The organism is Shewanella sp. KJ2020, from assembly GCF_024197625.1.
Classification (GTDB): Bacteria; Pseudomonadota; Gammaproteobacteria; order Enterobacterales; family Shewanellaceae; genus Shewanella.
In genome coordinates, this window is sequence record NZ_JAKUKD010000015.1 from 265,387 (window position 1) to 277,970 (window position 12,584).

General features: G+C 45.4%; 13 protein-coding genes. 7 read left to right on the forward strand and 6 right to left on the reverse strand.

From position 1 onward, the window contains the following. Positions 1–2: 2 nt before the first annotated feature. Positions 3–710 carry an SPOR domain-containing protein gene (locus tag MJO46_RS10185; protein WP_253989209.1) on the forward strand — a complete coding sequence of 236 codons (708 nt, stop codon included), beginning with the start codon at positions 3–5 and terminating at the stop codon, positions 708–710. A gap of 301 nt (positions 711–1,011) precedes the next feature. Further along, positions 1,012–1,236, forward strand: a complete 225-nt coding sequence (locus tag MJO46_RS10190) for a hypothetical protein (protein WP_253989210.1) — start codon at positions 1,012–1,014, stop codon at positions 1,234–1,236. Between the two features lie 192 nt (positions 1,237–1,428). On the opposite strand, the gene MJO46_RS10195 is transcribed toward MJO46_RS10190, so the two are convergent. The 3 genes from MJO46_RS10195 to MJO46_RS10205 are packed head-to-tail and all read right to left on the reverse strand — an operon-like array spanning position 1,429 to position 3,799. After that, entirely contained in the window at positions 1,429–2,382 is a 954-nt protein-coding gene (locus MJO46_RS10195; RefSeq protein WP_253989211.1) for an SPFH domain-containing protein, read from the reverse strand. Continuing rightward, positions 2,382–3,317, reverse strand: coding sequence for a slipin family protein (locus tag MJO46_RS10200; RefSeq protein WP_253989212.1), 936 nt, complete (start codon positions 3,315–3,317; stop codon positions 2,382–2,384). The genes MJO46_RS10195 and MJO46_RS10200 overlap by 1 nt, the downstream gene beginning before the upstream one ends. Before the next feature lie 11 nt (positions 3,318–3,328). Further along, positions 3,329–3,799 carry an NfeD family protein gene (locus MJO46_RS10205; RefSeq protein WP_253989213.1) on the reverse strand — a complete coding sequence of 157 codons (471 nt, stop codon included), beginning with the start codon at positions 3,797–3,799 and terminating at the stop codon, positions 3,329–3,331. Positions 3,800–4,263: 464 nt separating this feature from the next. Between MJO46_RS10205 and MJO46_RS10210 the strand changes: the two genes are divergently transcribed. Beyond that, entirely contained in the window at positions 4,264–5,016 is a 753-nt protein-coding gene (locus MJO46_RS10210) for an outer membrane protein OmpK (protein WP_198782112.1), read from the forward strand. Positions 5,017–5,115: 99 nt separating this feature from the next. On the opposite strand, the gene udp is transcribed toward MJO46_RS10210, so the two are convergent. Continuing rightward, positions 5,116–5,874, reverse strand: a complete 759-nt coding sequence (udp, locus tag MJO46_RS10215) for a uridine phosphorylase (RefSeq protein ID WP_253989214.1) — start codon at positions 5,872–5,874, stop codon at positions 5,116–5,118. A gap of 413 nt (positions 5,875–6,287) precedes the next feature. Between udp and MJO46_RS10220 the strand changes: the two genes are divergently transcribed. Then, positions 6,288–6,506, forward strand: a complete 219-nt coding sequence (locus MJO46_RS10220) for a YdcH family protein (protein ID WP_198782110.1) — start codon at positions 6,288–6,290, stop codon at positions 6,504–6,506. 43 nt (positions 6,507–6,549) lie between these two features. Here MJO46_RS10220 and MJO46_RS10225 read toward each other — a convergent pair whose 3' ends face one another. Further along, positions 6,550–7,725: a type III PLP-dependent enzyme gene (locus tag MJO46_RS10225; protein ID WP_253989215.1), complete on the reverse strand. Its 1,176-nt coding sequence runs from the start codon at positions 7,723–7,725 to the stop codon at positions 6,550–6,552. Between the two features lie 336 nt (positions 7,726–8,061). Further along, on the reverse strand, positions 8,062–8,541 hold the full coding sequence (locus MJO46_RS10230; protein ID WP_253989216.1) for a hypothetical protein: 480 nt from the start codon (positions 8,539–8,541) through the stop codon (positions 8,062–8,064). A gap of 170 nt (positions 8,542–8,711) precedes the next feature. Between MJO46_RS10230 and MJO46_RS10235 the strand changes: the two genes are divergently transcribed. The 3 genes from MJO46_RS10235 (at position 8,712) to MJO46_RS10245 (ending at position 12,584) form a co-directional block, all read left to right on the forward strand. Then, complete coding sequence (locus MJO46_RS10235) at positions 8,712–9,548, forward strand: mechanosensitive ion channel family protein (protein ID WP_253989217.1); 837 nt, start codon at positions 8,712–8,714, stop codon at positions 9,546–9,548. Between the two features lie 117 nt (positions 9,549–9,665). After that, entirely contained in the window at positions 9,666–11,204 is a 1,539-nt protein-coding gene (locus tag MJO46_RS10240; RefSeq protein WP_253989218.1) for a tetratricopeptide repeat protein, read from the forward strand. A gap of 219 nt (positions 11,205–11,423) precedes the next feature. After that, positions 11,424–12,584 carry a putative sulfate/molybdate transporter gene (locus MJO46_RS10245; RefSeq protein WP_253989219.1) on the forward strand — a complete coding sequence of 387 codons (1,161 nt, stop codon included), beginning with the start codon at positions 11,424–11,426 and terminating at the stop codon, positions 12,582–12,584.

Sequence of the window (12,584 nt, forward strand, 5' to 3'; positions counted from 1 at the left end):
CCATGAGTAATCGCGACTACGCCAACAGAAGACCGCAATCGGGCGCTAAACCGCGCCCTATTCGCGCAACGCGAGCACGGCCAGCCCAGAAGAAGGCTGCGCCGCACAGAAAGCTGCCTATAGCGTTAATCCTGTTTGCCTTTATCGCTGTGGGCTGTTTTGGCTATTTTCTTTGGAGTATCAAGGACACCGCCAAACAGACCACACCACAGGCGGTGACCGTAAAAACTGAGCCTCGCCCTAAGGCACAGGAACCCGCGGCCACACTAACGCCTAAGGTAAAGGAAACCGAACGACAAGCGACTAGTGTTCCAGTGAGCGTTCCCGTTGATGAACCCGCAGTTGCTGTGGTCCCTAAAAAAGATCCCAATGCTCTGCCACCACAACCAAAGGAAGAGTGGACCTATTTGGACGAGCTTGAAAACAAGCACGTTGAGGTGGATATTCCCGATGTTGTGGCAACCCGCACACCACAGCAATATCAATTGCAGTGCGCCTCGTTCCGTCAGGAATCCCAAGCCAATCAGATGAAAGCTGTCATTGCCTTTCAAGGTTTAGAGGCGCAGGTAAGGCAAATCGAAGGCACCACAGGCACTTGGTATAAAGTGGCCTTAGGCCCCTACGAAACTAAGCGTGAAGCGGAGCGTAAACGCCATACGCTGCAAAATGCCGGGATCAATGGCTGCCAAATATTGGCGATTGCCAAGTAAGTCTCCCACCTAAAGCAAGATAAAAAATCGCGGCGAGTGAGTCATCATTCGCCGCGATTTTTTATCTTTTGTCCAGCAATAAGGTCGTAAAAATCGCCCTCATCATATCCATTTCAATATTGATCTAGTTCACAGTTTTATTTTACGAAATTTGCAACCAACTATTTTTAAACAATAAATTTCTTTATTAAGAAAGATTAACATGGTATTTAATTGACCCAGATCAAACTTAGGCGTATCTCTTAAATAACAGCAATACCTGTTGTCGACTCATCAAAAACCAACCTCAGGGTGACGTATTATGAATGCATTAATAGAGATTGAAGCCACTGAATTCAGCCAACTGTTCAAAAGCGGCGATGCCTTAAGTATCAGAATGTTTATGGAGCATGTACGCATGCCTTTAGATGTACAAGATAAGCTATTCCATGAGATTTCAGCGCTCACTGATCTCGAACAAGACACAATTGCACGTCTCATTGAAACCCATTCCCATTCCTTGATTTCCGAACGTTTAGCCTATTAAAGCTGACGCGTATATTCAGTGATGCGACATTATTTTAGCATCTGTGCGAGCCGTTAAAATAATAAAGCTCATCACTCAAGCTCTTGTCTTAAAACTTTTTTATTATAAATAAACATGCTAAACCACAAAAAAATAAGGCCAAATATGATTATTTGGCCTTAGGTTTATATGTACTTGTAATATATCGATGCACTAACTCGTTTTGCTCTCTTTTACACTTTCTCCTTTTAAGCCAATGCTATTCATCCAGTAGTCGAAATCGACCATATTACCGGGTAGCACCACTCGGCTGCTCTTATGGCTTAATCCATCGAGCTGCTTCATATACTGCTCACCCAGCTGCATACGCAGGGCATTATGGCCACCAGGCGCGGCAATCACTGTCGCTAAACGCTCAATAGACTCTGCCGTTGCCCGCGATAGGGTTAAAATCTCCTCCGCCTTACCTTCGGCTTCGTTAATTCGGCGCTGCATTTCCCCCTCGGAGCGGTTGACGGTTTCAGCCTTTATCCCTTCGGAGCGGTTAATTTTACTCTGCTTATCGCCCTCACTCTTAGCCAATAATGCGCGGCGCTCACGTTCGGCGTTGACTTGCATTTCCATCGCATTTTTAACGGTTTCGGGTGGAGTGATATTTTTAATCTCATAGCGATGCACGCGGATCCCCCACATAGCTCCCGCCTGATCCAGCACTTCGACCACCTTGGCGGAGATCACATCACGCTCCTCAAAGGTTCTGTCTAAATCTAAGGTACCAATCACAGAGCGGGTCGTAGTCTGCGCTAATTGAATGGCCGCATAACGATAGTCGGTAATACCGTAACTCGCCTTAACTGGATCGGTGACAGAGATATAAATAACACCGTCTACCTCCACATTCACTTCGTCGCTAGAAAAACACTCCTGGGGAGGTACGTCAATTGTTTCCTCTTTTAAGTCATGGATATAAGCAACTTTATCCACAAAGGGGATCAGCGTATGGAAACCCGCATCTAAGGTGCTGTGATACTTACCTAAACGTTCAACAATATAGGCAGACTTAGTTGGCACTAAACGGATCGACTGGAACAGTTTGATCACAAAAATCGCAAAAATCAGTCCCCAAATCGCCATCACAGCTAAATCGGTATCGAGAGGGATATTCATTAACGAGCTCCTTTATTAACAGAATGTTGGCCGCTCACTGTGTGGGTGACTTGCTCCATGCCTTCGAAGAAACCTTCGAGCTTCGCCATCTCAGCGGGAACGACTGACACTTGCGCATCGCTGAGGATCTTGCCGACTTGGGCGATAAACTGCTCTTTTAGCAGCATATTCATCGCATCATTTCCCCCATTAACCGCTAAGGCTTGGGAGAGCATCGCCATCCCCTCCGACTTAGCCTTGGCAATGATGGCGATTTCCTGCCCCGTGCCTTTGGCTTCGTTAATCCGCTTCTGTTTTTGCCCCTCTGAAATATTGATCGCCTCTTGACGCTCACCCTCGGACATATTGATCATGGCCGCTTTTTCCGCATTGGCTAAGGTGATTTCCGCACGCTTGCGGCGCTCGGCTTCCATTTGCTTCTCTAGGGTGTGGATCACATGGCGTGATGGCGTAATATTACGAATTTCATAACGCAGGACTTTGATCCCCCAAGGTTCGGAGGCTTTATCAATCTCGCGCACTATGGATTCGTTTAAACTGTCACGCTCGGAGAAGGTTTCACTTAAAGTCAATTTACCAATTTCAGAGCGCATAGTGGTTTGAGCTAAATTAACTGCGGCCTTACGGTAATTCTCAATACCGTAACTGGCTAACTTGCCGTCCATCACTTTGAGGTACACCAAGCCATCCACTTCAAGCTGGGTATTATCCTTGGAAATACAACTCTGTGGCGGCACATCGAGCACTTGTTCGCGGGTATCGTGTCGATAGGCAACGCGATCGAAGAAAGGGATTAAGAAATGAAACCCCGGTTGCAATACAGTCCGAAACTTCCCTAAACGCTCGATAACATGCACCTCACGCATAGGCACTATCAGCATCAATTTATAGAGAATAAAGAGGACAAACAGAATAACTAAGGTAAACACAAACATAGACTCATCCTTTAGTTTTGAGAAGTTGCCTGATTAACAGGCTCAACCACGAGGGCAATGTTTTCACGACAAATAATTCGAACTTCAGTGCCCACCGCAATAATACTGCCATCGCCGAGTGCGGGCCATTCGCTCCCTTGAAACTCGACTCGGCCCGTAGTTTGTCCTGGGCCTATGGTTTGTTTTACACGGGCGATTTGATTATAGATATCGAGCTCTTCATCGGTGTTATCCACATGGGAATCACCACCGACGAGTTTTTGAGTCACTTGCCTGAAGGTTAACAGCAAAACAATGGCCGAAATAAACCACAGGGTCATGCTCTGCACTACACCTTCAACTAACCCGATACCTAATGAACCAGCAACGACTAAGCAAGCCGCTCCCAGTAACACGACTATACCACCCGGTACCACGAGTTCGGCAAGCATCAGGATCAGCCCAATGATCGCCCACACTATAATTGGATTTGAAAACTCCATATTCCCCCCTGAAATGAGAGTGTCCGTTGCTGCACTATAGCAGCAGTATTATTAACATGCGACATAATATGTCATCAATTTATATCGCATCTTAAAATTAATCCTTCAACAGGGATACCATGGCGGTTTAAGTTAAAGGCTTCAGTTGTTCTAAAATTAAGCACAATCAATTCAAAAAGTTAGCGGAACAGCTTTCAGTCTAAAAAATCAAAAACAAAAAATAAACTTAAAATCAATGAATTAGATAACTTACATCGCAAGGGTTTATTATGTGATTTTGACAACAACATTCGATAAAAACTTTGAATAAATGTGAATTTTTGCATATATTGCCCGCACTTTTTACCTGGCCCTTTGACAATATAACCATTGCTCGGTTTGAACTTACCGATCAGACTGCGCCACGTCAGTGCGAGGATTGAGTAATACACTCTTTAGCGTCAACCCTACAACAGGAAATAACAATGAAAAAAACATGCCTATGTCTAGCATTAATGCTTTCACCTCAAGCATTTGCAGATGACTTAGTACAGTGGTGGGATTTCAGTGCAACTGCCCTCTATGGTGAAGACTACGATTTGGCACCTTCGGACAAACAAGCCACTGTGACACTCGAAACCGCTGGCGCATGGAAATACGGTGATTGGTTTGCCTTCCAAGATTTTATCTATTTCAAGGGCGACCACACGGGCATGGATAGCACCACCTATGGCGAAATTTCACCACGCTTTAGCGCCAGCAAAATCCTGGGTGAGAAGATTGCCTTCGGCCCCATTACCGATCTTTCATTAGCACTCACCTATGAAGAAGGTGAAGGTCCTGTGCATAGCTTACTCTATGGCTTAGGTGTGGATGTCGCTGTACCTTACTTTACCTATCTGAACTTTAATACCTATCGCCGCGATGCAATGAGTTCAGGCAATATCAGTGACGGCTGGCAGTTTACCCCAGTCTTTAGAATTGATATTCCCGTGGGTTCAGCCAATATCGTCCTCGATGGCTTTATCGATTGGGTATTTGCCAGCGATAATGACGGCTATGAAGAGAACTTCCACTTCAACCCACAGTTAAAATATGACCTAGGCAAGAGCCTATTTGGTGAGCACAAAGCCAATAAACTGTTGGTCGGTATCGAATACGATCTGTGGACCAACAAATATGGCGTGAAAGGCGTAGATCAAGACACTTACTCTGTGATCGCCCAATACCATTTCTAATCGGTATCGGCGCAGTTTTAAAGCCACAAAAAAGGTGCCCTAAGGCACCTTTGTTATATTTAAGCACTCGCTTTGCAGGGGAGTGATATCAAACCTAAATTACGCGAGTAATTTCTTAGCCGCAGCAACCACAATAGAAACCGCACTGACTTCGGTTTTCTTCATTGTCGCTTCATCGGGGATTTCTTGCTGGGTACGGTTCACAATCACACCGGCAACACAGGCAGCACGCCAACCTTGAGTCGCACACATAGTGAAGAGTGTCGCTGATTCCATTTCATAGTTCAGCACGCCCATTTCTTGCCATTCTTTCATTGAGCCAGCAAAACGACGTGTCACACGGCCTGTAACAGTGTCATAGCGCTCTTGGCCAGGATAGAAGGTATCTGAAGATGCAGTCACACCAATGTGTGGCTCTACACCCGCATCGCGGCACGCGGCAACCATAGCCGTGGTACATTCGAAGTTAGCAACCGCAGGGAACTCCATTGGTGCAAAGTGTAGGCTAGCACCATCTAAACGCACTGACGCTTGAGTCACAATCACATCGCCCACATTCACTTGAGGCTGAATCGCACCAGTTGTCCCAACACGCAGGAAGGTATTCACACCTAATTGCGCTAACTCTTCAACGGCAATAGACGTTGATGGACCACCAATCCCCGTTGAACAAACCACTACTGGCTTACCATCGGCATAGGCTAAATAGCTCGTATACTCGCGGTGGCTCGCAAGGAAAGTCGCATTATCCATTAACTCGGCAATACGTTTTACACGCTCAGGATCGCCCGGCACAATTGCCAAGGTTGCGCCATCGAGCATCGCTTTGGTCAAACCTAAATGAAATACATCAGCCATTATGAAAACCCCTTTCATTTTTGATAATTAAATTCTTATAAAATCGACTTTAACCTAGTATCGAAGCGGTGAAGGTTAACTTGATCACAGAATTATCGGCAAGAAGTAATTGTTCTATCGTAATGTAATTACCAAAACTATTACCGTCTGATCACAAAGATAGCAAATCTTCTACGGTTCGGGATGACAGTCTGCATTCTGCAGGAGAAAGTGTGAGCCAGATCGACTCGCACGCCATGGGCCAAATTTATGATTATTTAATTGACTGATTTAAAAGCAATTAGATCTAAGTCTTTTTTACGACTAATCTGAAGGAGCACAAATATTGATCTCAATCACGTTTCCTCCTAATGCATAAGGTTAGGGTTAACGTGAAATCAGCAGTGTAGTAAGTAACGACAAGGAGAACGCCAATGTTTCCAGAGTACAGAGAGTTAATTTCCACCCTCAAATCCCAAGATGCTCATTTTCAACGCAAATTCAGCGAGCACAACCAGCTAGACGAGGAAATAAAACAACTGGAAAAACGAGTCGGTAGCGATTTCAATCCTGCGGTGAAAGAGCTCAAGAGTAAAAAGCTACATTTAAAAGAAGAGATCTATCAGATCCTTAAATCCCACGAACAAAACTAAAACTAAGGGCGCCTAAGCGCCCTTTTTACTGCCAACCCAAATCCTACAAATAGTAATCTTTGAGCGGTGGGAAACCGTTAAAGCAAACAGCCGAGTAGGTTGTTGTATATGCTCCCGCAGTTAACCAATACATTCTGTCACCGATAGCAAGATCATTCGGCAGACCATAGCTATAGTGTTCATACATAATATCGGCACTGTCGCAGGTCGGGCCCGCAATCACGCATTTATCCAATTCACCTTTCTTCTCGGTGTAGATAGGGAACTTGATCGCCTCATCCATAGTTTCAATCAGACCCGAGAATTTACCCACATCGGTAAATACCCAACGTTCTAAGGCCGTGTAAGACTTCTTGCTAATCAACACTACTTCAGACACTAAAATGCCCGCGTTAGAAATCAATGAACGGCCCGGCTCAAGGATAATTTGCGGTAAATCGTCACCGAAATCCTCCTTCAAGAAATGGGTAATTTGCTCGGCATATACGCCCAATTGATTGGTTTTATCAATATAGTTAGCCGGGAAACCGCCGCCCATATTGATCATTTTCAAAGTGATATTGTGCTCATCACGCAAACGATCGAAAATGCTTTTCACTTTGCCAATCGCCGCATCCCAAGCACCGATATCACGCTGCTGTGAACCCACGTGGAATGAAATACCATAGGGTTCTAAGCCTAGTTCCTGGGCTAAGACTAACAGTTCATAGGCCATTTCATTCTGGCAGCCGAACTTGCGTGACAATGGCCAATCGGCGGTATCTGTGCCTTCGGTCAATATGCGGACATAGATGCGCGAACCGGGGGCTTCTTCGGCAATCATACGCAGATCGGCTTCGGAGTCGGATGCATACATACGCACACCGCGCTCATAAAATGCACGCACATCTTGACGCTTCTTAATGGTATTGCCATAGCTCACACGGTCGGCTGTCACGCCCACCTTAGTGACCATATCTAGCTCATAAATCGAGGCAATATCAAAGTTTGACCCTTTATCTTTTAATAAGGTCAAGATCTCGGCCGCTGGGTTCGCCTTAACTGCATAATAAACGTTGGCATAAGGAAAACTATTAACCATGTCATCGTATTGTTTCGCAATGATACTGGTATCGATCACTACGAATGGGGTTGCTTTGTCTTTGGCAAACGCTTCAATACGCTTGAATGTGTCCATGTCATAATAATCAGCAACATCAATAGATTGAAATTGGCTCATTGGGCCAGAGTCTCCTTTGGGTCAGGTCGTTAAAAAGTGAGTGTCTGTGTTAAAAACGTGCGCAGTAAACGATATTTTTTCACTTTACGCAACGAATTTTTATGCTGAATTACTAACTTTTTATTCCACAAGGTTTTAAGGAGCGACTCTATTTAAAAAAGCCTCTATAAAACAAATAATTATGCACACAAATCCCAAGGTAAATTTGTGGTGATTATCAGGAATATCCAGTGAATTTTTTACGACACGCAGGTATAAGACGAATAGACGAGCATAAGCTAGCCTATCCATCCTATATCGACAGGAATGAACTCAATATCAAACTTAAATGAGCGCCTACTGCGCCCCTTGGAGTTTCTTAAGGGCCTGACCTAAGGATTCACTCGAATCAAAGTAAGCGATATCCAAAATATTGCGTTTATCGAGCAGTATCATGGTCGCCATATCTTTAGCATCGGGTAATAAATGGCTCACCTCACCTTCCCTATCCAGACCAATCGCAAAGGGCAGTTCCTGCATTTGGGGGATAGCCACAAACTTAGCGATGAGTGATGGCATACCACTAATATCAGCAACATAAACCAGATGGGGTGGAAACTGCGACGCACTTAAAGGCTGCAAAGTGTCTTTAATAATATCACCGCCTTTCATACTACGGCTAAAGAGCACAACCCGGGTTTCATCGGTGACATTTATCGCTTTATCATGCTGATCGAGTAATGAAATGGGATTAATCGCATCGCCGGCGACATAGCTAGCAGCAAACGCCAAGATGGGGGTAAACAGCAAAGACAGACAAAACAACCGTGTTTTCATCAACACTCAACTCCATTGTTGGATAGATCGACAGCATACCTGAGTCAGGCATTCGGCTCATCAAATCAACCGCGATTACATGATACGCTTCACAGGTAAATAGCAAACAATTATTGACTGGGATTTCTGCGTTATACTCACACAGTTAAATTTATTACAAGGATATCATTATGATAACACCGGGACTCGATCAGGAATTACAACAGCTACAGGGCGTTTATCAACTCATCACGGAATTTTTAGTAACCTACAGCTTCCAGTTAGTCGGCGCTTTACTGATCTTTTTATTGGGTTTATGGATCGCCAGTAAAGTCTCCCGCTTAGTCGCTAAACAGTTCGAAAAACACCATATCGATATTACCCTCAGTAACTTCGTCAGTAACCTTATCCGCATTCTGATCGTAGTGATGGTCGGGATCATCGCCCTTGGCAAAATCGGCATCAGCGTTACCCCTATGGTGGCGGCAATAGGGGCTGCATCCCTCGGCGCAGGCCTCGCCCTACAGGGCATGCTATCTAATTATGCGGCTGGCATTACGATTATTGTGACTCGACCTTTTGTGGTGGGTAATACGATTGAAATCAAAGGCGAAAGTGGTGTGGTTAAGCGTATTAACTTAGGCATGACCATACTGACCAACGAGGAAGGCGAGCAAATTAGCATCCCCAATAAACATATCGTTGGTGAAATTCTGCATAACTCCTTCAGTAATAAGCTGGTCGAGGCCCAATTTAACCTAAGCTACAACAACGACCCAGAAGCCGCGATTACCTTAATCACTGAACTTTTAAGCAAAAATCCCAATGTCAGTCAGGACACTACACCCAATATTGGTATCAACGGTTTTAATGCCATCGGCATTGAGATTGGTGTGCGTTACTGGGTGCCGACCCAAAGCTACTTTCAACATAAATATAAGATCAATCTCGCCATGTATAACACCCTTAAGCAGGCCGGTATTGAGATGGCTTGCCCGGTAAGAGAAATCCATTTGCGGGAGAAATAATCCCCATAACCTTGGGCCAACCGCGACTCTCGGTGGGCCCATAACTTAGGGTAAACTTGCAATTTAGCCAAAACCCAAGTTTACTAAACACCCTTATATCAATAGTGATGGATTACTATGTTGTTGATACTTATAATTATAGCCTTCGTTATACTCTTTGTTTTATTCGCAAAATATCAAAAAAAGCAAGCGCAAGCCAAGGCGCTTGCCGCGGGTGAGCCTACTGCACTACTTAACCATGGGCTCACGCTAATCAATCAAGGTGAAGTCAACTCGGGCTTAGATTTTATTCAGCAAGCCGTCGATAAAGGCTTTGCCATTGCGGCCATTGCAATGGCCGAGCTTTATTCGGGTCGATTCCCACAGGTGCCCGCCGATGCCAAGGCGTCCAATGATTGGTATAAAAAAGCCGCCGAATTAGACCCGCAATATTTACCCATGCTCACCCTACCTAGTTTGCTCTCTTCTGGGTCGCAAACAGCCGATGAGTTAATCGCGCAGGTAGAACAACTCAAACCTAATGCCGAAGCAGGACAAGCCGAATTTCAATATGAGCTCGCTTACTTGTATCTAAGGCAGCCCTTTCTCGATACCGATGCGAGCCAAGCGATTTACTGGTTTGAAAAAGCCGCCGCGCAAGAAGACCCAAGAGCCTATTATCATTTAGCCACACTCTACTGGCATGATGAGCGCGTCACTTCGGACTATTCCAAAGCACGGGAATACTTTGAGAAAGCCGTCGCCTCTGGTGATGAATTAGCAAAAGATGATTTAGGGCATATGCTTGCCGCAGGCCAAGGCGGGCCTAAAGATTTAGCTCGCGCAGAGGCATTACTTAGCGAGAGCGCCGCAGACGATGATTTTCGCCAGTATTACCTCGGTAAGCGTTTCCTCTACGGTGAAGATTTTGCTGTCGACTATGACAAGGCTCGCCATTGGTTAAGCCAATCTGTCGCTAGAGGTAATGACTTCGCTAAGGTTGAATTTGCTCATCTTTTGTTAAAAGCGCCACAAAATGAACACGATTACCAACAGGCTAAAATTGACCTTGAAGAATTCGCACTTCAGTGGAACGAAGACGCCCTGCTAGGTTTAGGTAAAATTTATGAGCAAGGTTTAGGCGTGAGCCGTCAACCGATTAAAGCGTTAATGTATTACCAGCTCGCAGCGATGAGCAATAGAGACGACCATCAAAAAGAATTAACCAGATTCAGCCAGCAACTTGGCACCTTAGAGATAAGGGAAGCCGAGCGTCTGCGTGACAGTTTCCTGCATCAGCATCCAATCCCCGCTGAGCAACAACAATATTTTTATTCCTATAAGGCTGAATCATTTTTAAGTGCTGAAAACCCCACTCAAGAGGCTCTACAAGCGGCAGAAGCCTGGTACATCAAATCGGCAGAGCTAGGTAATGAAATTGCTATGCGGGAACTGGTCAATATTTACGGCGTGGAACAATTAAATAAACCTATACAAATGTTTATTTGGTCTAGTTTATTGCTGCGTCATTTTGGTAAATACGGGATGAATAGCATCCAACGGCTCTACCAAACTAGGGCACTATCCTGTTTAACTGAAGCTGAGTTAGCCTATGCCGAGAGCCAAATCGAAACCATAGACAGCCAATTGGCTCCTTTCTTAAACCAAGTCTCTTAGATTGATGTCTTGAGAGTTTCCCAAAAAAGGTTGGCTAGGTTAACTGTCCAGCCTTTTGTAATTGAAAGACAATTAGACACAGCCATTTCTCTGCCTTGTCCCAGTTTGTCTCACTGCGCACCGCTAAACGGTAGTTTGACTCAGTCTATCACCCAAATTCTCTGATTTTTATGGCATTTATTTTGCGTAGTGAGTATATGTTCAATTGCGGCAACCTTTATGATCCCGGGCAAAACCCCAACAAATCTCATCACTCAACCTATCAATCGTTTACTCGGTGAAACCAGTGGCGCCTTCGCCGACCTAGGTACTTTTTTGCCTTTAGTATTAGGGCTGATTGCCCTCAATCAATTTTCGCCCCAAGGAATATTTTTCGGCTTTGGCGTCTTCGCGATAATGAGTGCGTTGTTTTACCGCCGCCCCATTCCCATACAACCGATGAAAGTCATCGCCGCCCTCGTCATAGCCCAAGGCTTAACCCCAGGCATGTTGCAGGCGAGTGCGATGTTAATGGGCATAATTCTGTTAGTTTTGGCCTTTAGCGGTGCCATTACTTGGTTATCCAAACAGTTATCCCAAGCCGTGAGTGTCGGCATTCAATTAGCGATTGGTCTGCAACTAATGTGGATGGGCGCTAAGATGATGAGTGAATTTTGGCTGCTTGGCGTGGGCGCTTTTAGCCTGTTATTTATCAGTAAGTTTTTACCACTGCGTTACCTTGCCATGCCATTAGTCATAGCGGCGGGGATGATTTGGCAGGCCAATACACAAACTAATTTAGCCACTAACTTTGATATCCAAGCCATGACAGCGCCATTTCAGTTAGCTTGGCCGACCGCTGTTGAGTGGACTTCCGCCGCCATTTTATTAGTGTTGCCACAACTGGCATTAACCTTAACTAATGCGGTGATTGCCACCTCTGTAATGGCGCAGGAAAAATTCCCCGAAGATGCAGCCAAACTCACGCCCAAAAACTTCGCCATAAGCTCAGGCCTTGCCAACTTACTGCTCGCGCCCTTTGGCGCCTCGGCCATGTGCCACGGCGCAGGCGGATTGGCAGTGCAATACCATTTTGGCGCCCGCACTTATCTGGCGCCGTTAATTTTTGGCAGTACGTGCGTAGTGATAGCCCTATGCTGGGGCACCAATATCGCTTGGCTGTTAAGCCTTATCCCTATGGCTATTCTTGGCAGCTTACTCACCACAGCTGGGCTGCAACTCGCCTGGTCAAAACGCTTAATTGATGGTAAGCCCTTCTGTATCTTTGTAATTTTATCAACCGCTGTCACTTGCCTTGCCATCAACGCCGCCGCAGGGCTTGCGATGGGGATTATTCTCGAACAGGGTCGCCGCACTTGGGCTATGTTGGCCACGCGCTAA